The 22,674-nt window shown below is 68.7% G+C and carries 25 protein-coding genes; 17 read left to right on the plus strand and 8 right to left on the minus strand.

Going from position 1 to position 22,674, the window contains the following annotated elements:
• Window positions 1-49: 49 nt before the first annotated feature.
• On the minus strand, window positions 50-940 hold the full coding sequence (locus ACETK8_RS00355; protein ID WP_374037618.1) for an alpha/beta fold hydrolase: 891 nt from the start codon (window positions 938-940) through the stop codon (window positions 50-52).
• A gap of 38 nt (window positions 941-978) precedes the next feature.
• The gene (locus tag ACETK8_RS00360) at window positions 979-1,464 is read right to left on the minus strand and encodes a Fur family transcriptional regulator (RefSeq protein ID WP_374037619.1); all 486 of its coding nucleotides are present in this window, start codon (window positions 1,462-1,464) and stop codon (window positions 979-981) included.
• Window positions 1,465-1,568: 104 nt separating this feature from the next.
• Between ACETK8_RS00360 and ACETK8_RS00365 the strand changes: the two genes are divergently transcribed.
• Both ACETK8_RS00365 and ACETK8_RS00370 read left to right on the plus strand, forming a co-directional pair.
• Window positions 1,569-3,608, plus strand: a complete 2,040-nt coding sequence (locus ACETK8_RS00365) for a TonB-dependent receptor (RefSeq protein WP_374037620.1) — start codon at window positions 1,569-1,571, stop codon at window positions 3,606-3,608.
• A 96-nt stretch (window positions 3,609-3,704) separates the two neighbouring features.
• The gene (locus ACETK8_RS00370) at window positions 3,705-4,517 is read left to right on the plus strand and encodes a SapC family protein (protein WP_374037621.1); all 813 of its coding nucleotides are present in this window, start codon (window positions 3,705-3,707) and stop codon (window positions 4,515-4,517) included.
• A 72-nt stretch (window positions 4,518-4,589) separates the two neighbouring features.
• Here ACETK8_RS00370 and ACETK8_RS00375 read toward each other — a convergent pair whose 3' ends face one another.
• Complete coding sequence (locus tag ACETK8_RS00375; RefSeq protein WP_374037622.1) at window positions 4,590-4,997, minus strand: MaoC family dehydratase; 408 nt, start codon at window positions 4,995-4,997, stop codon at window positions 4,590-4,592.
• A gap of 16 nt (window positions 4,998-5,013) precedes the next feature.
• Window positions 5,014-6,033, minus strand: coding sequence for an NADP-dependent oxidoreductase (locus ACETK8_RS00380; RefSeq protein WP_374037623.1), 1,020 nt, complete (start codon window positions 6,031-6,033; stop codon window positions 5,014-5,016).
• A gap of 324 nt (window positions 6,034-6,357) precedes the next feature.
• Here ACETK8_RS00380 and ACETK8_RS00385 point away from each other — a divergent pair, with 324 nt between their 5' ends.
• Complete coding sequence (locus tag ACETK8_RS00385; RefSeq protein WP_374037624.1) at window positions 6,358-6,705, plus strand: hypothetical protein; 348 nt, start codon at window positions 6,358-6,360, stop codon at window positions 6,703-6,705.
• 75 nt (window positions 6,706-6,780) lie between these two features.
• Here ACETK8_RS00385 and ACETK8_RS00390 read toward each other — a convergent pair whose 3' ends face one another.
• Window positions 6,781-7,575 (minus strand): response regulator, encoded by a 795-nt coding sequence (locus tag ACETK8_RS00390; protein WP_374037625.1) that lies wholly within the window; start codon window positions 7,573-7,575, stop codon window positions 6,781-6,783.
• 229 nt (window positions 7,576-7,804) lie between these two features.
• Between ACETK8_RS00390 and ACETK8_RS00395 the strand changes: the two genes are divergently transcribed.
• From ACETK8_RS00395 to ACETK8_RS00430, 8 genes are all read left to right on the plus strand, one after another.
• Entirely contained in the window at window positions 7,805-8,008 is a 204-nt protein-coding gene (locus ACETK8_RS00395) for a NepR family anti-sigma factor (RefSeq protein ID WP_374037626.1), read from the plus strand.
• On the plus strand, window positions 8,005-8,622 hold the full coding sequence (locus tag ACETK8_RS00400; RefSeq protein WP_374037627.1) for a sigma-70 family RNA polymerase sigma factor: 618 nt from the start codon (window positions 8,005-8,007) through the stop codon (window positions 8,620-8,622). The genes ACETK8_RS00395 and ACETK8_RS00400 overlap by 4 nt, the downstream gene beginning before the upstream one ends.
• A gap of 2 nt (window positions 8,623-8,624) precedes the next feature.
• Complete coding sequence (locus ACETK8_RS00405; RefSeq protein WP_374037628.1) at window positions 8,625-10,466, plus strand: sensor histidine kinase; 1,842 nt, start codon at window positions 8,625-8,627, stop codon at window positions 10,464-10,466.
• 51 nt (window positions 10,467-10,517) lie between these two features.
• Window positions 10,518-10,655, plus strand: coding sequence for an entericidin EcnA/B family protein (locus tag ACETK8_RS00410; RefSeq protein ID WP_374037629.1), 138 nt, complete (start codon window positions 10,518-10,520; stop codon window positions 10,653-10,655).
• A 72-nt stretch (window positions 10,656-10,727) separates the two neighbouring features.
• Window positions 10,728-11,482, plus strand: a protein-coding gene (locus ACETK8_RS00415; RefSeq protein ID WP_374036175.1) for an IS5 family transposase whose coding sequence is annotated in 2 segments (ribosomal slippage) — window positions 10,728-11,070 and window positions 11,070-11,482 — 756 coding nt in all. Because the reading frame shifts where the segments join, the coding sequence is not laid out codon by codon here.
• 150 nt (window positions 11,483-11,632) lie between these two features.
• Window positions 11,633-13,312, plus strand: a complete 1,680-nt coding sequence (locus ACETK8_RS00420; RefSeq protein ID WP_374037630.1) for an MFS transporter — start codon at window positions 11,633-11,635, stop codon at window positions 13,310-13,312.
• Window positions 13,313-13,490: 178 nt separating this feature from the next.
• A complete protein-coding gene (locus ACETK8_RS00425; protein ID WP_374037631.1) occupies window positions 13,491-14,945 on the plus strand; it encodes an NAD-dependent succinate-semialdehyde dehydrogenase in 1,455 nt (484 codons plus the stop codon).
• Entirely contained in the window at window positions 14,942-15,148 is a 207-nt protein-coding gene (locus tag ACETK8_RS00430; protein WP_374037632.1) for a hypothetical protein, read from the plus strand. Before ACETK8_RS00425 ends, ACETK8_RS00430 begins: the two co-directional genes overlap by 4 nt.
• Here ACETK8_RS00430 and ACETK8_RS00435 read toward each other — a convergent pair.
• Together ACETK8_RS00435 and ACETK8_RS00440 are read right to left on the minus strand one after the other, a co-directional pair.
• Window positions 15,145-15,552: a hypothetical protein gene (locus ACETK8_RS00435; protein ID WP_374037633.1), complete on the minus strand. Its 408-nt coding sequence runs from the start codon at window positions 15,550-15,552 to the stop codon at window positions 15,145-15,147. The two genes, ACETK8_RS00430 and ACETK8_RS00435, sit on opposite strands and share 4 nt — an antisense overlap.
• Window positions 15,553-15,583: 31 nt before the next feature.
• On the minus strand, window positions 15,584-16,060 hold the full coding sequence (locus ACETK8_RS00440) for an Lrp/AsnC family transcriptional regulator (RefSeq protein WP_374037634.1): 477 nt from the start codon (window positions 16,058-16,060) through the stop codon (window positions 15,584-15,586).
• 147 nt (window positions 16,061-16,207) lie between these two features.
• Here ACETK8_RS00440 and ald point away from each other — a divergent pair, with 147 nt between their 5' ends.
• Window positions 16,208-17,326 (plus strand): alanine dehydrogenase, encoded by a 1,119-nt coding sequence (ald, locus tag ACETK8_RS00445; RefSeq protein WP_374037635.1) that lies wholly within the window; start codon window positions 16,208-16,210, stop codon window positions 17,324-17,326.
• 214 nt (window positions 17,327-17,540) lie between these two features.
• Here the strand turns inward: ald and ACETK8_RS00450 are convergent, their stop codons facing one another.
• Window positions 17,541-18,338: a hypothetical protein gene (locus tag ACETK8_RS00450; RefSeq protein WP_374037636.1), complete on the minus strand. Its 798-nt coding sequence runs from the start codon at window positions 18,336-18,338 to the stop codon at window positions 17,541-17,543.
• Window positions 18,339-18,507: 169 nt separating this feature from the next.
• Here ACETK8_RS00450 and obgE point away from each other — a divergent pair, with 169 nt between their 5' ends.
• The 5 genes from obgE (at window position 18,508) to ACETK8_RS00475 (ending at window position 22,650) form a co-directional block, all read left to right on the plus strand.
• Window positions 18,508-19,560, plus strand: a complete 1,053-nt coding sequence (gene obgE, locus ACETK8_RS00455) for a GTPase ObgE (RefSeq protein ID WP_374037637.1) — start codon at window positions 18,508-18,510, stop codon at window positions 19,558-19,560.
• A gap of 196 nt (window positions 19,561-19,756) precedes the next feature.
• Window positions 19,757-20,323, plus strand: a complete 567-nt coding sequence (locus ACETK8_RS00460; RefSeq protein ID WP_374039443.1) for a nicotinate-nucleotide adenylyltransferase — start codon at window positions 19,757-19,759, stop codon at window positions 20,321-20,323.
• 146 nt (window positions 20,324-20,469) lie between these two features.
• Window positions 20,470-20,961, plus strand: coding sequence for a ribosome silencing factor (gene rsfS, locus ACETK8_RS00465; RefSeq protein ID WP_374037638.1), 492 nt, complete (start codon window positions 20,470-20,472; stop codon window positions 20,959-20,961).
• Window positions 20,962-21,130: 169 nt separating this feature from the next.
• Complete coding sequence (rlmH, locus tag ACETK8_RS00470) at window positions 21,131-21,595, plus strand: 23S rRNA (pseudouridine(1915)-N(3))-methyltransferase RlmH (RefSeq protein WP_374037639.1); 465 nt, start codon at window positions 21,131-21,133, stop codon at window positions 21,593-21,595.
• Entirely contained in the window at window positions 21,595-22,650 is a 1,056-nt protein-coding gene (locus ACETK8_RS00475) for a murein hydrolase activator EnvC family protein (protein ID WP_374037640.1), read from the plus strand. Before rlmH ends, ACETK8_RS00475 begins: the two co-directional genes overlap by 1 nt.
• Window positions 22,651-22,674 lie beyond the last annotated feature (24 nt).

Genomic DNA, 22,674 nt, shown 5'->3' on the forward strand with positions numbered 1-22,674 from the left:
TGGAGCCTGATCCGACCGGAAAACCGCTCACACTTTTCCGGATCAGGCTCTAGACCGCCGCTTCGAACAGGGCGTCGCGAGCGACGTCCGGGCGCAGCATCGGGAAGAAGTGGGCGCCATCGGGCACCACATCGACCGTGACGAGCGGCAGGCCGCGCGGCGAGGGCTCGACCGCACAGGTCGAACCGCGCTGGCCCTTCAGGATATGCACGGGACGACCCGAGGCCTTCAGGGCCTTCCACGGATCGTGGCTCTGGACCGCGTAGTTGGAGGCTTCCCATTGCGGCGAGCAGGCCAGGACGAGGCCCTGCTCGTCCTCGACCAGGCCTGAGCTCAGGTAGTCGACGAGCATGATGTCGGACCAGCCCTTGAAGGCGCCGCGTCCGCGATAGGCGCTGAGCGCCTGCTCCCGGCTCTCGAACCGGGCGCGACGGCGCAGGGCGGCCTTGGCGAGCGGGATGCGGCCGGGCAGCTGGTCCAGCAGGGGAAGGTGCAGGGCCGCGACCATCCAGCGTTTCCAGATCACCGGATCGAAGGCCACGACGCGGGAGACCTTGGCCGGACGTTCGGCGGAGGCGAGGATGGCGCTGGTCCCCCCCATGGAGTGGCCGGCCAGGACCACCGGCGGCCCGTCGAGGGTTTCGAGCAGACAGACGAGGTCGTCGCGATGGTCCTGCCACCCCCGGCGGCCCTCGGTCGTGGTCGGCAGGGTCGTCGCCCCGTGACCACGCAGATCGGGCGCGAGGATCCTGAGCGAGGAGGCCAGCGGGGCCAGGAGCGAGCGATAGGTGGCGGCGTTGAAGCCGTTGGCGTGACAGAAGACCAGATCGACCGGCCGTTTCGGATCGCCGAAGTCCAGAACGGACATCTCGCCCGCGCCCCATCGGTTGGCGATAGGCACGGTCATGCGGCGGGGCGGGGAGAGCCGGGCGGCGTCCATGACGCGAACCTAGGGACCCGAGACGCGCGACGCCACCCTTAAGCCGCCACCCGGCAGGCCGGACATTTCCCGTGACCCTCGATCGTCGTCCGGTCCAGCGCATAGCCGGCGGCAGCGGCGGCCTGTTTCAGGGCCTCGCCCTCGGGCGGAGCGATTTCCTCGGTCGCGCCGCAGCAGTCGCAGATCAGGAAGGCCGCGGCATGGGCCTTGTCGCCGACCGAACAGGCCACATAGGCGCTGATCGAGGCGATCCGGTGGGCCATGCCCGTCTTCTCGAGAAACTCCAGGGCGCGATAGACGGTCGGGGGCTTGGCCGCGACGCCGTCGGTCCCATAGCGGGCGATCAGGTCGTAGGCCTTCACCGCCTCGCCGGATTCCAGCAGCATTTCCAGCACCCTGCGGCGTGGCGCGGTCATCCGCTCGCCCTGTTCGACGCAGCGCGCCTCCGCCGCCGCAAGGGCGCGCGAGATCTCGGCGGGGCTCAGCCCCTCGTCGTGGTGTTCGTGATCGCAGTGGGCGCCCATGACCCAGAGCTAAGCCGCCTTAACCCTCATCGCAACCGTTGCCGCTTGACGGTTTGTAATGTTATCTCATAACAGTGCCAACTCTTCCTCCCCGAGAGACTGCCATGCGTTCTGTTTTGACCTCCCGTTCCGCCCTTCTCCTCGCCGTTTCGACCGTCGCCCTCGCCGGCGCGGCCCACGCCCAGACCACACCCCAGACGGCGGATCAGGTCGATGACGTGGTGGTGACCGGGCGACCGTTCGGCGTGTCGGAGCGGGCCAGCCTTCTGGCCACGGACGTGCTGGACGAGCAGGCCCTGACCGTCGCCCCGGCCGCGACGCTCGGCGATCTGGTCGCGGGCATTCCGGGCGTGCGTTCCTCCGCCTTCGCGCCGGGCGCCAGCCGCCCGGTGATCCGGGGTCTGTCAGGCCCACGGGTCCAGGTCCTGACCAATGGTCTGGGCCAGATCGACGCCTCCTCCGTCTCGCCCGACCACCAGGTGGCGTCGGACCCGGCCGAGGCCCGCCGTATCGAGGTCGTGCGCGGCCCCTCGACCCTCGTCTTCGGCGGCTCGGCCATCGGCGGGGTGGTGAACATCATCGACGACCGCATCGCCTCGGAGCATCCGGAAGGCGGCATCGACGGTCGCATCGGCGCCCAGGCCTCCAGCGTCGATGACGGCCAAAGCCTCGGCGGTCGTCTGGCCATGGATGTGGGACCGCTGGTCGTGACCGTGGACGGCTTCACCCGCCGCTCGGACGACTATTCGGTGCCGGTCTTCCTCGAATCCGCCCGCCGTCTGGCCGCCGACGGCGAGACCGCCGGCGACGAACGCAAGGTGGACAGCAGCTTCGCCGACATCGACCAGTACGGCGCGGGCGTCAGCTACATCGGCTCGCGCGGCTTCCTCGGCCTGTCGGTCAAGAAGCTGGAGACCACCTACGGCGTGCCCGGCCACGAGCATGGCGAGGAAGAAGGCCACGAGGGTCACGACCACGGCGACGAGCCGGGCGTCTCCATCGGTCTGGAACAGACCCGCTATGACGTGCGCGGCGAACTGACCTTCGACAGCGGCCCGTTCGAGCGGTTCAAGGGCTCGGCCGGCTGGGCCGATTATCACCACACCGAGTTCGAGGGCGACGAAGTCGGCACCCAGTTCTTCTCCGAAGGCTACGAGGCCCGCGCCGAACTGATCCAGCGCCGCACCGGCAGCCTGCAGGGCGTGATCGGCGTCCAGGTTCTGGACCGCGACTTCGACGCCCAGGGCGACGAGGCCTATGTGCCCAAGACCAATATCCAGGAGCAGGGCATCTATACGGTCCAGCGCTTCGACCGCGACGGTTACGGCTTCGAGGCCGGCCTGCGGGTCGATCAGCGCAAGCTGGACAGCCTGATCGCCGATCGCGACTTCACCAACGTCTCGGGGTCGCTGGCCGGGTTCGTGCGCCCGTCGTCGGAGACCTTCCTGGGCCTCAGCCTGTCGCGCACCTCGCGCGCGCCGTCCGAGGTCGAACTGTTCGCGCAAGGCGCCCACGCCGCCACCGGCGCCTTCGAACAGGGCGACGCCAATCTGGACAGCGAATCCGTCTGGACCCTGGAGGGCACGGCCCACTACGCCAAGGGGCCTTTCAGCGCCGACCTGCACGTCTATGCCGCCCAGTACGACGGCTTCATCGACCTGCGTCCCACGGGCGCGGAGGACGACGGCTTCCCCGTCTTCGCCTATGTCCAGACCGACGCCGACTTCCACGGTTTCGAGGCCGAGGCGGACTATGCGCTGTGGAGCGACGGCGATCGCAGCCTGACCCTGAAGGGCGCCGCCGACTATGTGCGGGCCCAGACGGACCTCGGCCCGGCCGCCCGTATCCCGCCGTGGTCGGCGACCGTGGGTCTGGACTACGCCTCGACCCGGTTCGACGCCGGGGTCTCGGTCCGCACCGTGGGCGAGCAGGACCGCACCGCCGGGTTCGAGCTGCCGACCGACGGCTACACCACCGTGGGCCTGACCGCCGCCTGGCGTCCGCTGCAGGACCGGAACGTCACCGTCTTCGCCGCGGCCGACAACCTGACCGACCAGGAAATCCGCGAACACGCCTCGTTCCAGAAGGACATCGCCCCCCTGCCCGGCCGCAATCTGCGCGTCGGGGTGGCCTATCGGTTCTGATCCCTCGCCAAGCCTTGCAGGAGCATCGGTTTGCGGCGGCGGGCCGGTTCCGCTAGAAGGCCCGCCTTTCCGTCATTCCCTAGAGCTCTCGCGTCCATGACCGACACCACCGCACCCCAAGACTCCGGCCTGGACGGCAACGTCCTGTTCTACGGCAAGCCCGAGCCGCTCTCGCACGACCTGCACGGCAAGCTGGGCGTCAACCCGGTCGAGAAGCCCTACGCCTTCGTGGGCCAGTCGCACGTCGTGCCGCTGACGGTGACCGAGTTCGCCCCGGCCGCCCTGTCCTACCCGGTCGTCTTCCTGGGCGATTCCAAGCAGCCGGTGGCCGTCATGGGCCTGCGCCAGTCGGAAAACCTGTACGTCAGCCCGGCCGGCGACTTCCGCCCGGAGGCCTATATCCCGGCCTACGTCCGTCGCTATCCGTTCGTCTTCGCCAACGACACCCAGGGCCAGCGTCTGATCCTGTGCATCGACCGCGACGCCCCGTTCATCGTCGAAGGCGGCAAGTCGCCGCTGTTCGAGGACGGCAAGCCGACCGACTACGTCAACCAGGCGATGGAGTTCTGCAACAATTTCGAGCAGGAGCGTCAGCGCACCGAAAGCTTCGTCAAGCTGCTGACGGACCTGGACCTGTTCGACGTGCGTGAAGCCGTCTTCACCCCGCGCAACGAGCGTGGCGAGCCGGGCCAGCCCCAGAAGCTGGCCGACTATTTCGCCGTGTCGGAAGACAAGCTGAAGGCCCTGCCGGTCGAGAAGCTGGCCGAACTGCGCGACAACGGCGCCCTGGGCCAGATCTACGCCCACCTGGTGTCGCTGCTGGGCTGGGACCGCCTGATCGCCCTGGCCTTCCAGCGCGCGACCGAGAACGGCGAGATCGTCAACGGCGAAGTCGTCGGCAACGCCTGATCGGCCCCAGGCTGAAACGAACAAGGCCCGGTCGCGAGACCGGGCCTTTTTTGTTGGTCGATGCCGACCCGCCTACCGCCTGACGAACACCCCGCGCGTCAGGCAGGAGAAGACCAGCCGGCCGCCTTCGTCGAGCAGGTCGTGCTGGGCGATGACGATGCCCTTGTCGTCGCCCACGGGGTCCTTGCCCATCACCGTCATCCGCCCGCGCAGCAGTTCGCCCGCGGGCGGATTTCGCATGAACCGAAGCCCGTCGACGGCCAGGACCTTGGACTGGGCCCAGCCGGCGGCCTTGTCGGACGCCAGCCGGCTCCACAGTGAATAGACCAGGGCGTCCGGCGCCCCGTAGGCGGCGTCCCAGCCGGGCGCGAAATGCGCCACGAACAGTTCGATCGCCGCCTCGTCGATCGCGATAGCGCCGAGCTGCAGCACCTGACCCGTTTCCAGGTCCTCGAAATGAACGTGAAGCGGATCGGCCATGGTCTGTCCTTTTGGATCAGGCGGGTTCTTCGGACACCCGTACCAGAAGCTTGCCGTCGTGGTCGCCCGTGAACAGGCGGTTCAGCGAGGTGACGGCGCCTTCCAGTCCGTTGTCGACGTGGACCTTCCACTGGACCTTGCCGGACGCCAGCCACGGCCCGACCTCGGCCACGAACTCTTTCGCCTTGGGCGAATAGTCCATGACGAGGAAGCCCTGCATGGTCATGCGGTGGGTGATCAGGCGGCTGAGGTCCGGCGAGGGCGGGCGCTTGGTCGCGTTATAGGCCGAGACCATGCCGCAGACGGCCATGCGAGCGTGGATGTTCAACCGGTTCCACACCGCCACCATGATGTCGCCGCCGACGTTCTCGAAATTCAGGTCGATTCCGTTCGGGGCCAGGCGATCCAGGGCCTCGCCCACATCCTCGCCCTTGTAGTCGATGGCCGCGTCGAACCCGAGCTCCTCGGTCAGCCAGCGGCATTTCTCGGGCCCGCCGGCGATGCCGATGACATGGGCGCCCTTCTGTTTGGCGATCTGGCCGGCGATGGAGCCGACCGCCCCGGCTGCGGCCGAGATGACCATGACCTGACCCGGCTCGGGCTTCAGCACCTGGGTCACGCCGGCCCAGGCGGTCAGCCCCGTCATGCCCAGCACCGACATATTGGCCGTCAGAGGCATGCCCGGCGCGCGGTGAACACGCGACACGCCGGTGTCCGGCACGACGCCATAGTCCGACCAGCCGCCCATGGCCGTGGTGACGAGGTCGCCGACGGCGAACTTCTGGGACTTCGTTTCCTCGACCACGCCCAGGGTCAGGCCGCGCATGACGTCGCCCAGACCCACCGGCGGCAGATAGCCGACCGCGTCGTTCATCCAGGTCCGGTTGGTCGGATCCAGCGACAGATAGATGGTGCGGACCAGGACCTCGCTGTCCTTCAGATCCGGCACGACATTCTCGACCAGTTCCAGATCGCCGTCCTTGATCAGCCCCTGCGGCCGCTGGCGCAGCACCCACTGACGGTTCTTGAGGCCCATGACGTCGTCTCCGGTTGGTTTCTTTTGCAGACCCGCATCATGCCCGGCCCGGCCGCCAAGGCAAAAGAAAAAGCCGGTCCAAGCGGACCGGCTTCAAAGTGGCATCATCGAGAATGAGGCGCGGAGGCGGCAGGACCGGCTGCGGCCGGTCCAAGTCGGGGGGGGGCGTCGCCGCCTCCGCATGTTGAGAACGATGTCATCCGATAGTCGTTCCCCGGTTCGGCGAACTTTTTTCGCTTTTGATGTCGCGGCCGACGAAACGGAACGGCGCCGCTGAACGGGACGTTGTCGGGACTTGAGAGTTTCACCGTCGGAAGGCCCGCCATGACCCACCACGATCCCCATTCCGAAGCGGCCGATGCGGTCCACGAAGGCCGCCCCGTCGACGCCCAGTACGTGCGCGGCGCCCGGCCCGGCACACGCATCCTGGTCCTGCTGATCGTTTCGGCCGGGGCGGCGGCGATCCTGCTGCTCGGCATGTGGTTCGTGTCGAACGGCGGCTTCGCCTCCCAGAACGTCAACACGGGCCAGCAGGCTGTCGACGCGGCAGCTTTCCAGGAGGCCGGACGGGTTCCCGCCGCCGACGCCCCGACCACCCCGACGGGCGAGGCCGCCCCGGTCCCGACCGGCGAGGCTCCGAACGTCAACGCCCCGACCGTCCCCTCGAACTGAGGGACCAGACAGCAGAAAGCCCCGCCGGATCGCTCCGGCGGGGCTTTTGCTTTGGCCCGGAGAGGCCGCCTGAACTCAGGCGGCTTCCTTCTGGCGGGTCGGGTGGAAGAACAGGGCCTGCGAGATCGCCGCCTTCACCGTCTCCGGCTGGAAGGGCTTGGTGATCAGGAAGGTCGGCTCCGGACGCTCGCCGGTCAGCAGGCGCTCGGGGAAGGCGGTGATGAAGATCACCGGCACGTCGAACTTCTTGAGGATGTCCTTGACCGCGTCGATGCCCGACGAGCCGTCGGCCAGCTGGATATCGGCCAGGACCAGACCCGGACGGTGGCGGGCGACCGCGTCCACGGCCTCGTCATGGGTCGTCGCCGTGGCGGTGACGTTGTGACCCAGTTCCTTCACCAGACTTTCGATATCGGCCGAGATGATGGCCTCGTCCTCGATGATCAGGACGTCGGTGGCCAGTTCGGCGTCGATCTCGGCCTGGGCGTCGCCGATCAGCCGTTCGACCGAATGGGCGTCGGCCGACAGGATCTGGGCGGCTTCCGAAGGCGTGAAGCCTTCCAGAGCGGTCAGCAGGAAGGCCTGACGCGAGCGCGGGGCGATCCGCATCAGGCGGCGCGAGGCGTCGTCCTGATTTTCCAGGCCGCTGCCGTCTTCCAGCTGGGCGCCCGTCGAGGACCAGATGGTGTGGAACACATGATACAGCGCCACGCGCGGCGTCATGTCGGGCGACAGCTGGCGTTCGCCGGCGGCCAGGGCCTCCAGCGCGACACGAACATAGTTGTCGCCCGTCGCCTGATCCCCGGTGAGGGCCCGCGCGTAACGGCGGACATAGGGCAGGTGCGGCGCGAGTCTGGCCAGTAGGCTCATCTTGGTAGTCCCCGACAAATCAAACGGTGCAGCCCGTTTCACCGGGCCGTGCTTGAAGCCTCAACGTAGCACTAACGCCACGGTTCCCGAGGGTTGCGATTTAGCTTCACCATAAAATGACCTAGAGACGGAACCCGCGTTCGTCCGCGACGTTGACGGGGCTGAACACCAAGCCCGGCGCATAGAGCGGGCGCGTGAATGAGATCAACGATTGGCGGCGCTGACATATATGATCGACTCTTCGGACTCCGGGCGTAAGCCCAAGCCCGCCGGCGGAGAACCGCCGCTCGAGGAAGCGCGCCTGCGCCAGCAGGCCATCGGCGTGAAACTGCGCCACATGTTCGACGAGGTGGTCAACGAGCCGGTCCCCGACGAATTCCTGGAAATCCTGCGTCGCGCCGATCAGCGCTCCAACGACGAGAACAAGGCGTGAGCGCTTCCTCCGGCCGCTCGACCGCGCCCAAGCCCCCTTCCGCCGACGACGAAGGCTTCAAGCGCGAACTGGTCCAGTTGATCCCGCACCTGCGCGCCTTCGCCCGCACCCTGACCGGCGATCCGACCGCCGCCGACGACCTGGCGCAGGACGCCATGATGAAGGCCTGGGACGCCCGCGCCTCCTATCAGATGGGCACCAACATGAAGGCCTGGACCTTCATGATCCTGCGCAACCAGTTCTATTCGGAGAAGCGCCGTTCGTGGCGCTCGTCCCAGCTGGATCAGGAAGCCGCGGAGCGGACCCTGGTGGCCGTGGACGATCCGGAAGCGCCCGTCGCGCTCGACGAACTGCGTCAGGCCCTGAACACCCTTCCCGAGGAACAGCGCGAAGCCCTGATCCTGGTCGGCGCGGGCGGCTTCGCCTACGAAGAGGCGGCCGAGATCTGCAACTGCGCGGTCGGCACGGTGAAGAGCCGCGTCAGCCGCGCCCGCAAGGCCCTGCAGCAGACGCTCGAACGCGGCGGTTACGGCCGTGACGGCCGCGCCGCCGGCGACGCCATGCGCTCCATCCTCGCAGACGCCGACCGCCTGAGCGGCGCGCGACAAGGCTGATCATGGCGTCCTCTGGGCCCGCGCGGGGTCGGATCGCCCGGCGCGCGGCCTCCTCCATCGGTCGGTTCTGGGCGCGGGGCGTCACCGCGCCGCGCGTTCAGGGCATCCGCTTCCGGCTGGGCCTGGCCATGGCCATCGCCCTGTTGCCTATCCTGCTGCTCGGCGCCTTCCAGGCCCAGGCGGAGTTCCGGCGTCAGGCCGAGGATCGCCGCGCCGATCTGCAGTACGCGGCCGAACGCACGGCCCAGGCCGCCAAGGCCCGGCTGGAGTCCGCCAGCGTCCTTCTCAGCGCCATGGCGCCGGAGGCGGCCGGTCCAGACTGCGGCCCCCGACTGGCCGGTCTGGTCCAGCGGCTGGACGGCTACGACGCCCTCTACCGCATCGGCCTCGGCGGCCAGACCATCTGCGATTCCCGGCCCGCGCCCCTGGTCGACGGCGGCGTCCGCTTCACCGACCGTCCCTGGTTCCAGCGCCTGCGCGCAGGCGAGGAAGTCACCCTGGCCCGCGCCTCGGACGAGCTCAGCGACGAGCCCGCCCTGGTGATCGGCGCCCGCTGGGAGCGTCCGCGCGGCGTGTTCGCCGGAGCCATGGCGGCGGTCCTGCCCCTGTCGGAGTTCCAGCCCGACGTCACCGACCCCGCCCTGCCCGAGGACGCCGAGGCCGCCCTGACCGACGCCGAAGGCCGGGTTCTGGTCTCCACCAACGTGCGCGCCTTCACCCTCAAGGAGGGCCCCGGCCTGCTGGGCTGGGTCGAGCGCGCGCGTCAGGGCCAGTCCGCCGTGTTCGAGGCCGACGACGCCACCGGCGAACACCGCGACTACGCGGGGGCGGCGCTGGCTGGACGCGACGTCTATGTGGTCATCTCCGCTCCTTCGCCCGGCCTTCTGTCCTGGGCGCGGCTGAACCCCATCGGGGTGCTGCTGCTGCCGCTGGCCGCCTGGGTCACCGCCTTCGCCGCCGTCATGCTGGTGTCCGAGCGGATCGTGGTGCGCTGGCTCGACTATCTGGAGCGGATCGCGGCGCTGTATGCCCGCGGCCGCTATTCGGTGCGCCCGGTCCAGGCCGCCCACGCCCCCGCCGAAATCCGCCTTCTGGCCCAGACGCTGGACGAACTGGCCGAGGCCATCGCCGCCCGCGACCGCTCCCTGAACGAGAGCCTGTCGGAGAAGGACGCGCTGATGCGCGAGATCCATCACCGGGTGAAGAACAACCTCCAGATCATCTCGTCCCTCTTGTCGATGCAGCAGCGGGCCCTGAAGGACGAACCGGCCAAGGCGGCGCTGGGCGACACGCGCCAACGGATCTCGGCCCTGGCCCTGATCTATCGCACCCTCTACCAGTCCGACGACATCCGCCACGCCGATGCGCGCGAGTTCCTGACCGAGCTGACGGGCCAGATGGTGGCCTCGGAGTCCGGGCGGGGATACGCCGTCACCTCTGCCATCGACGCCGACAGTCTGGTGGTCGATCCGGACAAGCTGGCGCCGCTCGCCCTCTGGCTCGTCGAGGCCATCACCAACGCACAGAAACACGCCTTCGCCGGGCGTGGCGGGGCGCTGAAGGTCCGCTTCCGCGTCCATGGCGACACTTCCACACTGGAGGTCGAGGACGACGGCCCCGGCCTGACCGAGGAGGCGGCGCGCGCCGGCGTGGGCCGCACCCTGATGGGCGCCTTCGCCAAGCAATTGCGGGGTGAGGCGGAGCTTTTGCCCGCCCCGAACGGCGGCACCATCGCCCGCATGGTCTTCGCCACGCCGGAGGCCGTGGTTCCGACGAACCCGGACGATCTGAAGCCCTCCGACGCCCCCGTCCGCCCCGGAACTCTCAGCCGCACATCGCGTTGATATTCCATGCGGCGGGACATCCTCCCGCCCCCGGATTTTCAGGAGTTTCCCATGCGCAAGATTTTCGTCCTGGTGGCCGCAGCCGCCGCCCTGACCACTGCCGCCTGCAACACAGTTTCCGGCGTGGGCCGCGACGCCTCCGCCGCCGGCAACGCCGTGACCACCGCGGCCGAAGACGCCAAGCACTAGGGTCCAGACCCATAAGCGGGATTCCCAGATCGGGCGAAGCGTGATTCCCTGCTTTGAGGCAGGAGGACGAACATGGCTTCAGAGTTCTGGTTGACGGATGCTCAGTTCGAGCGGCTTCGGCCGTTTCTGCCGAGCAAGCCTCGTGGCGTGCCCCGGGTCGATGATCGACGGGTGATCTCGGGAATCGTTCATGTGCTGATCAGCGGCGGGCGCTGGATCGATGCGCCGCCGATCTACGGCCCTCGCAAGACGCTCTACAATCGCTGGGTCCGTTGGGCCAAGGCGGGCGTCTGGATGAGGGCGTTCGAAGAGTTGGCGGCGTCGGGCGGGCCGCCGGCCGAGCTGATGCTGGACTCGACCTGGGCCAAGGCTCACCGCTCGGCGACGGGCGGAAAGGGGGGGCTTCGGCCAACGGCATAGGTCGCTCGCGCGGCGGGCCGACCACCAAGCTGCACGCCCTGGTCGATGGATTGGGGCGGCTCGTCGCCTTCATGATCACGCCCGGCCAGCGCGGCGACGCACCGGTCGCGGCCGACCTGATCCAGGCCGCGCCCGCGTCAGCGACCCTCGCCGCCGACCGGGCCTACGACAGCGACGTCCTGAGACGCCTGCTGCGGGCGCGAGGCACGACCCCGGTCATCCCCAACGCGCCTTATCGCAAGCGACTGCACCCCTTCGACCCCGAGCCTTACAAGCGAAGGAACCTCGTCGAGCGCGCCTTCTGCCGTATCAAGGACTTCCGCCGCGTCGCCACTCGATACGACAAGCTCGCCTGCACATACGCAGCCGCCGTCGCCCTCGCGGCCATCATCGTCTGGTGGTTATGAGTCTGGACCCTAGGGCTCTTCTCCCTTCGATCCTGATGACAGCCCCGTCGGTCCGCCGGCGGGGCTTTCGCTTGCCCTCCGGCGAACCGCCGCTAGGCTGCGAGAACGAGGTGTCCGGCAGACGACGCCCGAACGCTCAGGGGGAGCCGAATGACCGACGCCACGCTCGAACAGGACGATAAGGGCCCCGGTACTGGAGGCCCTGGCCTCAACACCGTCGTCGGCGCCTCGGCCGCGGGCACGGCCTTCGAGTGGTACGACTTCTTCATCTTCGGCTCTCTGGCCACCATCATCGCCCGGCATTTCTACGCCGACGTGGGCGAGGCGACGGCCTATATCCTGGCGCTCCTGACCTTCGGCGTCGGCTTCGTGGTGCGGCCTCTGGGGGCCCTGGCCTTCGGCTGGTTCGGCGACCGGACGGGGCGCAAGACCACCTTCCTCGTCACCATCACCCTGATGGGCGTCGCCACCGTCGCCATCGGCCTGTTGCCCGACTATTCCCAGGCCGGGATCGTCGCGCCGATCCTCCTGATCCTCATGCGGATCATCCAGGGCTTCGCGCTGGGCGGCGAATACGGCGGGGCGGCCATCTATGTCGCCGAACATGCGCCGCCGAAGAAACGGGGCCTTCTGACCTCCTACATCAACACCACCGCGGCGCTCGGCCTGATCGGCGCCCTGGTCGTCATCCTGACCACCCGGATGATCGTGGGGACCGAGGCCTTCGACGACTGGGGCTGGCGCATTCCCTTCTGGCTGTCGGCCCTGCTGCTCGGCATCTCGCTCTGGATCCGCGTCCGCCTGCATGAGAGCCCCGCCTTCGTGAAGATGGCGGCCGAGAGCAAGGTGCGTCAGGCGCCCTTCAGGGAAAGCTTCCTGACCTGGAAGAACGGCCGCTTCGTCCTGATCGCCCTGGTCGGCATCATGTTCGCCCAGGGGGCCGTCTGGTACTGCGGCTATTTCTACACCCGCTTCTTCATGGAGCGTGTCCTGAAGGTGGAGGTGGCGACCGTCGACATGGTGATCCTGGCCATCACCGTGGCCTCGGCCTTCCTCTATGTCTTCTTCGGCTGGCTGTCGGATCGGGTGGGAAGGAAGCCCGTGATGATCGGCGGCATGGCCCTGTTCCTGATCGCCCTCTTCCCCGGCTTCCACGCCCTGACCCAGGCCGCCAACCCGGCCCTGGCGGAGGCCCAGGCGTCGGCCCCCGTCACCGTCATCGCCGACCCGGCCACCTGCGCGGTCCAGTTCGACCCGGTCGGCAAGACCGCCTTCGCCTCCTCCTGCGACCTGGCCAAGACCGTCCTGTCGAACGCAGGCGTCTCCTACGAGAACATGGCCGCCGCGTCGGGCTCGCTCGCCGCCGTCCGCATCGGCACGGTGGAGATCGCCTCGGTGGAGGGCGCAGGTCTCGACGCCGCCGGCCTGAAGGCCGCCCGCACCGACGTCGAGACGCGGGTCAAGGCGGCCCTGGCCGAGGCCGGCTATCCGACCGTGGCCGATCCGGAGCGGATCAACCTGATCGCCGTCTTCGCCATCCTGATGGTCTTCATGGTCGCCGCCACCGCCGTCTACGGCCCCCAGGCCGCCGCCCTGGTCGAGCTCTTCCCGACGCGGGTCCGCTATACGGCGATGAGCCTGCCCTACAACATCGGCACCGGCTGGGTCGGCGGACTGTTGCCCGCCGCCAGCTTCGCCCTCGTGGCCTGGTCGGGGAACATCTATTTCGGCCTCTGGTACTCGGTGGCGTTCACGGCGGTAGCGGCGGTGGTGGCCCTGTTCTTCCTGCCGGAAACCAGGGGCCGCGACCTGCATACGATCGGCGACTGAGGCGTTCCTGATCTCTCCCTCCCCTCGGGGGAGGGTGACTGAGCGAAGCGAAGTCCGGTGGGGGCGGCAAGGCGAGGCCGCACCTATATCCGTCGTTGCATCGCCCTGCCCTCCCCACCCGGTCGCTGACGCGACCACCCTCCCCCGCAGGGGGAGGGAGACCACCGAGGATCACGCCATGAACACCGCCGCCCGCGACGCCGGACTGAAACTCCTCCGCCAGCACGCCCTCCTCGCCGGAGAGGCCATTCCGGCCGGAGCGAACGGCATCGCCGTGGACGACCCCGCGACCGGCGAGATCATCGGCCACATCCCCGACCTCGGCGTGGCCGAAACCGAACGCGCCATCCAGGCCGCGCACGACGCCTTCCCCGACTGGTCCCGCTCCGACCCGCACAAGCGCGCCGCCTTCCTGCGCGAATGGGCCCGGCTGATCGACGAGAACACCGAAGGCCTCGGCGCCCTGATGGCGTTGGAGAACGGCAAACCCTTCGAGGAGGCCAAGGGCGAGGTGACCTACGCCAACGGCTTCATCAAATGGTTCGCGGGCGAGGCGGAACGGATCCTGGGCGAAACCCACGACAGCCCGCTCGGCCACGTCATCCTGACCTTCCGCGAGGCGGTCGGTCCCTGCGCCCTCATCACCCCCTGGAACTTCCCGGCGGCCATGCTGACGCGGAAGCTCGGCCCCGCCTTCGCCGCCGGCTGCACCGCCGTGGTCAAGCCGGCCTCCCAGACCCCCTTCACCGCCATCGCGCTCGCCGAACTCGCCTACCAGGCCGGCCTGCCCAAGGGGGCGCTCAGCGTCATCACGGGCGATGCGGCCACCATCGGCGGCGTCCTGACCGCCTCCCCCCTGATCCGCAAACTGTCCTTCACCGGCTCGACCCCGGTGGGTCGGAAGCTCGCCGAACAGTCCGCCCCGACCTTGAAGCGGGTGTCGATGGAACTGGGCGGCGCCGCCCCCCTGATGGTGTTCGAGGACGCCGACCTCGACCTCGCCGTCGCCGAGACGATCAAGGGCAAGTTCAGGAACTCGGGCCAGACCTGCGTCTGTCCCAACCGCGTCTATGTCCACGCCTCGGTCGCCGAGAAGTACGCAACGAAACTGGCCGCCGAGGTCGCCAAGATCCCCGTCGGCCCCGCCTTCGAGGACGGGGTCAAGGTCGGCCCCCTGATCGAGGACAAGGCCATCGCCAAGGTCGAGGATCACCTGAGCCGCGTCCAGGCCTCGGGCGGCAAGGTCCTGACCGGCGGCTCGCGCCACGCCCTCGGCGGCCGCTTCTTCCAGCCGACGGTCACCCTCGGCGGGGACGACACGCTCTTCCGTCACGAGGAGACCTTCGGCCCCCTCATCCCCGTCTTCCCGTTCGAGACGGAGGAGGAGTGCCTGACCAAGGCGAACGACAGTGAGTTCGGCCTCGCCTCCTATCTTTTCACCAGGGACCTCGACCGCGCCCTGCGCATCGGCCGACGCATCGAGGCGGGCATGATCGGGGTCAACACCGGCCTGATCTCCACCGCCGTCGCCCCCTTCGGCGGGGTCAAGCAATCCGGCTACGGCCGCGAAGGCTCGACCCACGGCATCGAGGAATACGTCGACATCAAACAGGTCACGCTTGCCCTGAAGTGAAACGTCTCAAGCCGCTCGTCTGGCCGTTCGCCCTGCTCATCGCAGCCGGTCTGACGGCGCTCGTGGCCGAGGCGATGGCGCGCTCGGTCGAGACCGTAACTCTCTACGGCATGGTCAAACTGGTCAGCGATCTGGTGCTGCTGATCGCGGTCGTCTGGCTGGTCGCTGGACTGATCCGCGTGCTCAGGCCGGCGAAACGTTAGACTTTCTTCAGGCTGCGGCCGAAGTCGGCGACATCGTCGATCGGCAGGCTCTCGCCCTCGAACCAAAAGGTCGTCAGCGCGGCGTGGTTCAGGGTCACCCACTCTATCGCCTTCGGGGCGATGCGGTTCAGGTCGCGAGGATCGAGACTGCTCGCAAGCACTCGAGGGTTCGGCCCGATGGAGATCGAGGCGCTCGGCTGATTGCGGCCTAGCTTCGTGTAGATCTTGATGCGCGGGCCGTGCTGGCCCAGCGCCGTTGAGATGAAGACATAGGCAAGGACGCCGGTCCATTCGGGAGGCAGGTTGGCCATTTCGACGAGGTCATCCTCTCCGAGCGCGCGCAGTTCCTCGTCGAGCGTCGGCTCGCGATCAGTCCAGACGGCGATGGACTCCTGAAAGCTCATGCCGGGATGATCCGGCCAGTCCGCACGGGAGTCAAACCGGCAAGGCTCCGCGCTTGACCACCGTTCGCATCGCCACGCTGGACGATACCCGCGTCACCCCCGGAATGGTCGTCAGGGCCTTGGCGTGGACCCGCTCCAGATCGTCCACGTCCCGCACTACCAGCCGCAGCAGATAGTCCGATCCGCCGGTCATCAGATAGCATTCCACAACCTCGGGCACGGAGGTGATCGCCGTCTCGAACGCCGTCAGGGCGCTCTCGGCCTGGGACGAGAGGGTCACGGTCACGAAGACCGAGATCGGCAGGCCCACGGCCCGTTCGTTGATGATGGCGGCGTAGCGGCTGATCACCCCCGCCCCCTCCAGCGCGCGCAGTCGACGCAGGCAGGCGCTCTCGGACAGGGCCACGGCCTTGGACAGGTCGGCGTTCGTCATCCGTCCGTCCTGCTGCAGGGCGCGGAGCATCTTTCTGTCGGTCGCATCCAGAGCGACGGCGGAAACGGTCTTCATGGCGGCCCCTGACGCAATCTCCTGCGAGTTTACGCCGATCACTCATCGAAAAGAACAGGAACCTGCACCGCGCCCGTCGCTAAAGATGCAGCCAATCGCCGCCGCCGGCCGTTCGCCTCGCGGGGCTCTTCGAACCGGAGACATCTGATGCGCGTCGGCGTTCCCAAGGAAATCAAGAAGAACGAACACCGGGTCGGCCTGACCCCCACCGCCGCGCGCGAATACGTCGCCCACGGCCACACCGTCTCGGTCCAGACGGGCGCCGGCCTCGGCGCCGGCTTCACCGACGAGGACTACGTCAAGGCGGGCGCCGAGCTCGTCGCCGACGCCCCGACCATCTTCGCCAACGCCGACATGATCGTGAAGGTGAAGGAGCCCCAGAAGGTCGAGTGGGAGATGCTGCGCGAGGACCAGATCCTCTACACCTACCTGCACCTGGCCCCCGATCCCGAACAGACCAAGGGCCTCTTGGCCTCCAAATGCGCCGCCGTCGCCTACGAGACCGTGACCGACGCGCGCGGCGGCCTGCCGCTGCTGGCGCCGATGTCGGAAGTCGCCGGCCGGATCGCCGTCTTCTCGGCCGCCGAGACCCTGCTGAAGCACAACGGCGGCATGGGCCTCTTGTTCTGCGGCGTTCCGGGCGTGGCCCCGGCCCGCGTCCTGGTTCTGGGCGGCGGGGTCGTCGGCCTGAACGCCGCCCGCATGGCGATGGGCCTGGGCGCCGAGGTGGTGGTGCTGGAACGCTCCATCCCGCGCATGGCCTATATCGACGAGGTCACCAACGGCCGCGTCATCACCCGCTACTCCTCGATCGGCGCGATCGACGAAGAGGTGGTCAAGGCCGACGTGGTCATCGGCGCCGTCCTGGTCCCGGGCGCCGAGGCGCCCAAGCTGATCAAGAAGGACCACCTGAAGAAGATGAAGCCGGGTTCGGTCCTGGTGGACGTCGCCATCGACCAGGGCGGCTGTTTCGAGACCAGCCACGCCACGACCCACGAGGACCCGACCTATACGGTCGACGGCGTCGTCCACTACTGCGTCGCCAACATGCCGGGCGCTGCGCCCCGCACCTCTTCCGAAGCCCTGAACAACGCCACCCTGCCGTTCGGCCTGGCCCTGGCCGATCACGGTCTGGCGGCGTTGAAGAAGGACCCGCACCTGGCGCGCGGTCTGAACGTCCTGAAGGGCGAGATCACCTACCCGGCCGTGGCCGAGGCCATGGGCCTGCCCTGGTCCGACCCGTTCGGCGTCTGGGCCAAGGGCTGACTTCAACTTCCCTCTCCCCTTGCGGGAGAGGGAGATTTCGCACGGCGCCCCGGGCTCGACCCGGGGCGACGTTCTGGCGAAATCGGGTGAGGGGTTTTGCCGTCATCAAAGCGGCAGTCCCCTTGCCCGCCGCCGGTGAGACCCCTCACCCGCCGGCGCAAGGACGATCGCTACGCTCTCGTGCGCCGTCTCCCTCTCCCGCAAGGGGAGAGGGTCACGCGGTTACGATCCTCGGCGCGTCCGAAATCTCCGGCGCTCCGGTCGGGGCCATGTCGATTTCCTTTTCGAGCTCGGCCATCGCCTTGTCGGCGACCTTCCAGTCGTCCTTGTTCGGCGCCTTCAGATGGGCCCAGTCGGCCTTGATCTTCTCGCGGGCCTCCTTGAGCTCGCCCATGGCCAGCTTGACCTGTTCGAAGAACCCCGCGTCGCTCATGGCGGCGCTCACGACCGCCTCGAGCCGGTCCGCCCTCGCATCCTTGTCGTCGGCGACGCCGAAGGCCGTCGCATAGGCGGCCTCATAGGCGGCGTGGGCCCGTTTCATCTCGACATCCATCTTCGCCGTTTCCGCCTCGGTCTTCGCCTCCAGCCCGGCGTCGTCGACGGCGGCGTCCTCGACCGGCAGGCCCTCGACCGCCGCATCCGCCGCCTCGCGGGCCTCCTGGGCGTCCCGCTGCATCATCTTCATCTCGCCCATCGTCGGGTTCTTGCCGCCGGCGTCGACGAAGTCCTTCACCGCCGCCTTCAGCTCCTTGGCCAGTTCGGCGGTCATCTTCAGGGCGGCCTTCGGGTCGATCTTGACCATCAGCATCAGGGCGTCGCGACGCTGGCGCACCGACTCGACCTTCTTGGCCGCCAGTTCCTTCTGCATCGACCGGGCGCTGTCGCGCATCTCCGACAGGGACGGCAGGCCGAAACCCGGCGACTTTTCGTCCGCGGCGGGCGCGCGCGGGTCCTTCAGCGGCGTGCGCCAGGCCGGAAGCGATTGGACCGAAAGGGCCTGCATCGAGATCATTCTGATCTCTCCAAATCTGTTCGCCGCCACCCTGCACCGGCCACGCTTTCGATCCGCTTAAGCGCAACGGGACGTACCCGCCTGTAAATCGCCGCTCTCTTGAGCTATAGCCCCGGCGCTCAAGCAGCGAGCGACCGCGTCGCGAGCGGTAGCGCCCCTAAGAAATCTCATGAAATTCCTCGACCAGGCCAAGATCTACATCCGTTCCGGCAACGGCGGCGCGGGCTCCGTCTCGTTCCGGCGGGAGAAATTCATCCCGAACGGCGGGCCGGACGGCGGCGACGGCGGCCACGGCGGCAATGTCTGGGTCGAGGCGGTCGAGGGGCTGAACACCCTGATCGACTACCGCTACCAGCAGCATTTCAAGGCGGCGACCGGCGGCCACGGGATGGGCCGCCAGATGCACGGCGGCAAGGGCGAGGACGTGGTCCTGAAGGTCCCCGTCGGCACCCAGATCCTGGACGAGCACAAGGAAGAGGTCGTCCTGGACATGGTCGAGGCGGGCCAGCGCGAACTCCTGCTCTCGGGCGGCAACGGCGGCTGGGGCAATGTCCGCTTCAAGGGGCCGCAGAACCAGGCGCCCCGCCACGCCAATCCGGGCCAGGAAGGCCAGGAGATGTGGATCTGGCTGCGGCTGAAGCTGATCGCCGACATCGGTCTGGCGGGCCTGCCCAACGCCGGCAAGTCGACCTTCCTCGCCGCCGCCTCGGCCGCGCGGCCCAAGATCGCCGACTATCCGTTCACCACCCTGGCCCCCAACCTCGGCATGGTCGACCTGTCGCCCGGCGAGCGTTTCGTCATCGCCGACATCCCCGGCCTGATCGAGGGCGCGAGCGAGGGCGCCGGTCTCGGCACCCGCTTCCTCGGCCATGTCGAACGCTCGGCCTCCCTGATCCACCTGATCGACGGCACGCAAGATGACGTGGTGGAAGCCTATCGCATCATCCGGGGCGAGCTCGACGCCTATGGCGAGGGCCTGGCCGACAAGCAGGAAATCCTGGCGCTGAACAAGATCGACGCCCTGACCGAAGAGGCGCGCGAGGAGAAGGCCGATCAGCTGGAAGCCGTCGCCGGTCGTCGCCCCATGCTGGTCTCCGGCGTCTCGGGCGAAGGCGTGCCCGAACTGCTGCGCGCCGCCTGGGCGGAGGTTCGCAAGACCCGCGGCGAGATCGACGACGAGGGCGACGAGATCGAAACCTTCGAGGCCGGCTGGACGCCGTAGGGCCGGAACCGCTCCGAACCGTGATCATCATGGCGACAAGCCCGCTCCGGTCGTGTTAGCTGCGCTTTCGTTTGCTCATCCGTGAGCATAAGTCCGAGCCCGCCCCGCCTTGTCCTTCTTCCATGCCGGTCCCGCGCCCCAGGCGCACGGCCCCCGCCCGGGGGCGCTCAGAGATGGGCTGAACCTGACGGCGGGCATGAAGGTCGGCCTCTTCGGCGGCTCCTTCAATCCGGCCCACGACGGCCACGCCCATGTCGCCGAGACCGCCGTCCAGCGTCTGGATCTGGACCGCGTCGTCTGGCTGGTCTCGCCCCAGAATCCGCTGAAGGACAGCCGCCACACCGCGCCGCTGATCGAGCGGATGACTTCGGCCCGGACCTTCGCCAAGGGACCGCAGATGATCGTCTCGGACTTCGAGACCCGCGTCGGCACGACCTGGACCGTCGACACCCTGCGCGCCCTGAAGCGCCGCCATCCGGGCGTGCATTTCGTCTGGCTGATGGGATCGGACAATCTGGAGAATTTCCACCGCTGGCGCGGCTGGACCGACATCATGCGGATGATGCCGGTGGCCGTGATCGCCCGGCCGGGAAGCCTGCTGGAAAGCCGCGCGGCGCCCGCCGCCCGGCGGTTCGCGGGCGCCCGCGTCTCGTCGAACGAGGCCCGACTGCTGCCGACGATGCAGGCCCCGGCCTGGACCTATCTGACGGCGCCCCTGAACCCCAGTTCGTCCACCGCGATTCGCGCCCAGAAAAGGCCTTGAGGCCGTAAGTCGACGTTTGGGGCCATCCGTGCTAGGAGGCGTGTCCAAGTGAACCCTCCCGGAGCCCTCCGCTGACCCCCCCGCCCGCGCACGACGCGCATGACACTCCCACTAAAGAGGGGGCCGTCTCCAACACGGCCCACGAGATGGACCCGATCGAGCCCATCCACGCCGAAGACGGTGACGACGAGGACCTTTCGGACGATTCCGCCGAGGACTTCCCGCTGTTCGGCGAAGACGACGGCGACGATGACGACGCCTCCTTCGAACGCCAGGGCGAGGTCCCGACCGGCACGACGCCGCTCGAGGTCGCCCTGCTGACCAAGCTCGACGACGACAAGGCCCAGGACATCGTCCTGATCGACCTGAAGGGCAAATCCCCGATGGCCGACACCATGATCGTGGCCTCTGGCCGCTCGCACCGTCACGTCGGCGCCCTGGCCGACCACCTGCTGCGCACGCTGAAGGACCACGGTCTGGGCCGCGCCAAGGTCGAGGGCCTGCCGCACTGCGACTGGGTCCTGATCGACGCCGGCGACGTGATCATCCACCTGTTCCGCCCTGAGGTCCGCGTCTTCTACAACATCGAGAAGATCTGGGCCGTCGACAGCGCCCACCGGACGCCGGCGTCGGTTTAAGGAGTCCCTTCTCCCCTCGGGGGAGAAGGTGGCAGGCGAAGCCTGACGGATGAGGGGGCTATATCCGCCCGCTCACCGTCGAAGATGAGGGGTTGCCCGCCAGCCCCCTCATCCGAGCCCTTCGGGCCCACCTTCTCCCCCGAGGGGAGAAGGATTTCTGGAGCACGGAATGAAACTCGCCATCGCCGCCATCGGCAAACCCGGTCGAGGCCCCGAAGCCGCGCTGGCCGACGACTACGCCAAGCGCGCCACGGCGGCCGGGCGCGCGTTGGGTCTCGGCCCGCTCGACCTGATCGACTTGGAACCCCGTAAGTCCGGCAAGGCGCCCGAGGCCGAGCTTCTGCTCGCCGCGGCCGAGGGCGCTCACCTCATCGCCTGCGACGAGCGCGGCAGGACCTATTCCAGCCGCGCCTTCGCCGACCATATCGCCACCCTGCGAGACCGGGGCGAGCGGCGGCTGGTCTTCGTCATCGGCGGGGCGGACGGGCTGGACGCCAGCGTGCTGGCCGCCGCCGGATCGACCCTGGCCTTCGGCCCCCAGACCTGGCCGCATGCGCTCGCCCGCGCCATGCTGGCCGAACAGCTCTATCGCGCCGTGACGATCCTGAACGGATCACCCTATCATCGCGACTGATGAACCGCGTCGCCGTCCTCTCCGCCCTGATCGCGCTCGCCGCCCTGCCCGCAGCGGCGTCGGTGCAGGACGACCTCCAGTCGCTTCAGGCCCAGTATCGCGACGAACAGGTCCGGGCCCAGCGTCTGCGCGCCGACGCCCGTGACGCCCAGGCCGAGATCACGGCGCTGGACCGCGAACTCGCCACGCTCCGCACCGACCAGACCGCCGACGACCAGCAGATCGCCGCCCAGCGCCAGCGCCTTCGCGACCTCGGCCGGCGCGAGGCCGCCATCGTCGCCGAACTGGCCAAGGCCCGCGACGGCCAGGGCCGCCTGCTCTCTGCCCTGCAGATGATGAGCCGGAAGCCCCCGCCTCCGCTCCTGATCCCCGCAGACGAGGCCGTCGACACCGTCCGCGCCGCCATCCTGATGAAGGCCATGGCCCCGGAGATGCAGCGCCGCGCCCGAACCTTCGCCGAGCGTCAGGCCGAGGTCGTCCGCATCCGCCGCCTGGCCGTCCTCTCCTCCGAACGCCTCCTGACGACCGAGAGCGCGCAAGGGGATCGCCGCGCCGAGGTCGAGGACCTGACCGCCCGCCGCACCGCCCTTCTGGCCGTGCTCCGCGCCGACGCCGCCCGCGCCGAACGGGCCGCCGCCGCCCTGGAGACCCGCATCCGCAACCTCGGCGGTCGTCCGGCCGCGGTCACCGATGCGCCCACGCCCTCCACCCGCCTGCCCGGCGGCCGCGCCCGCCTGACCGCCCCCGTCGCCGGATCTCCTCTGGCGAAATCCAGCGGCGCGGGCGTGCGCTGGGCCGCGCCCTCCGGCCCCGTCGCCGCCCCCGCCGGCGCCCGCGTCGATCACGCCGGCCCGCTCAGCGGCTGGGGCGAGGTGGTCATCCTGGATCTCGGCGGCGGATGGCGCGCGGTCGTCGCCGGTCTGGACAGCCTGTCGGTCGAAACCGGCGAACGCGTCGCCGACGGCCAGGCCCTGGGCTCGGCCGAACGGGGCGGCGAGGTCTATTTCGAACTCCGCCGCGAGGACCGCGCGGTCGATCCGACGCCGTATCTTTGAAAGGAGGCAACAGGCATCAGGCAA

This window comes from Brevundimonas staleyi, from assembly GCF_041893865.1.
Taxonomy (GTDB): domain Bacteria; phylum Pseudomonadota; class Alphaproteobacteria; order Caulobacterales; family Caulobacteraceae; genus Brevundimonas; species Brevundimonas staleyi.

Bases quoted from the DNA above. Each gene is read 5' to 3' on its own strand.
- ACETK8_RS00355 (WP_374037618.1), bottom strand. From the start codon at position 940: ATGGACGCCGCCCGGCTCTCCCCGCCCCGCCGCATGACCGTGCCTATC.
- ACETK8_RS00360 (WP_374037619.1), bottom strand. From the start codon at position 1,464: ATGGGCGCCCACTGCGATCACGAACACCACGACGAGGGGCTGAGCCCC.
- ACETK8_RS00365 (WP_374037620.1), top strand. From the start codon at position 1,569: ATGCGTTCTGTTTTGACCTCCCGTTCCGCCCTTCTCCTCGCCGTTTCG.
- ACETK8_RS00370 (WP_374037621.1), top strand. From the start codon at position 3,705: ATGACCGACACCACCGCACCCCAAGACTCCGGCCTGGACGGCAACGTC.
- ACETK8_RS00375 (WP_374037622.1), bottom strand. From the start codon at position 4,997: ATGGCCGATCCGCTTCACGTTCATTTCGAGGACCTGGAAACGGGTCAG.
- ACETK8_RS00380 (WP_374037623.1), bottom strand. From the start codon at position 6,033: ATGGGCCTCAAGAACCGTCAGTGGGTGCTGCGCCAGCGGCCGCAGGGG.
- ACETK8_RS00385 (WP_374037624.1), top strand. From the start codon at position 6,358: ATGACCCACCACGATCCCCATTCCGAAGCGGCCGATGCGGTCCACGAA.
- ACETK8_RS00390 (WP_374037625.1), bottom strand. From the start codon at position 7,575: ATGAGCCTACTGGCCAGACTCGCGCCGCACCTGCCCTATGTCCGCCGT.
- ACETK8_RS00395 (WP_374037626.1), top strand. From the start codon at position 7,805: ATGATCGACTCTTCGGACTCCGGGCGTAAGCCCAAGCCCGCCGGCGGA.
- ACETK8_RS00405 (WP_374037628.1), top strand. From the start codon at position 8,625: ATGGCGTCCTCTGGGCCCGCGCGGGGTCGGATCGCCCGGCGCGCGGCC.
- ACETK8_RS00410 (WP_374037629.1), top strand. From the start codon at position 10,518: ATGCGCAAGATTTTCGTCCTGGTGGCCGCAGCCGCCGCCCTGACCACT.
- ACETK8_RS00420 (WP_374037630.1), top strand. From the start codon at position 11,633: ATGACCGACGCCACGCTCGAACAGGACGATAAGGGCCCCGGTACTGGA.
- ACETK8_RS00425 (WP_374037631.1), top strand. From the start codon at position 13,491: ATGAACACCGCCGCCCGCGACGCCGGACTGAAACTCCTCCGCCAGCAC.
- ACETK8_RS00435 (WP_374037633.1), bottom strand. From the start codon at position 15,552: ATGAGCTTTCAGGAGTCCATCGCCGTCTGGACTGATCGCGAGCCGACG.
- ACETK8_RS00440 (WP_374037634.1), bottom strand. From the start codon at position 16,060: ATGAAGACCGTTTCCGCCGTCGCTCTGGATGCGACCGACAGAAAGATG.
- ald (WP_374037635.1), top strand. From the start codon at position 16,208: ATGCGCGTCGGCGTTCCCAAGGAAATCAAGAAGAACGAACACCGGGTC.
- ACETK8_RS00450 (WP_374037636.1), bottom strand. From the start codon at position 18,338: ATGATCTCGATGCAGGCCCTTTCGGTCCAATCGCTTCCGGCCTGGCGC.
- obgE (WP_374037637.1), top strand. From the start codon at position 18,508: ATGAAATTCCTCGACCAGGCCAAGATCTACATCCGTTCCGGCAACGGC.
- ACETK8_RS00460 (WP_374039443.1), top strand. From the start codon at position 19,757: ATGAAGGTCGGCCTCTTCGGCGGCTCCTTCAATCCGGCCCACGACGGC.
- rsfS (WP_374037638.1), top strand. From the start codon at position 20,470: ATGGACCCGATCGAGCCCATCCACGCCGAAGACGGTGACGACGAGGAC.
- rlmH (WP_374037639.1), top strand. From the start codon at position 21,131: ATGAAACTCGCCATCGCCGCCATCGGCAAACCCGGTCGAGGCCCCGAA.
- ACETK8_RS00475 (WP_374037640.1), top strand. From the start codon at position 21,595: ATGAACCGCGTCGCCGTCCTCTCCGCCCTGATCGCGCTCGCCGCCCTG.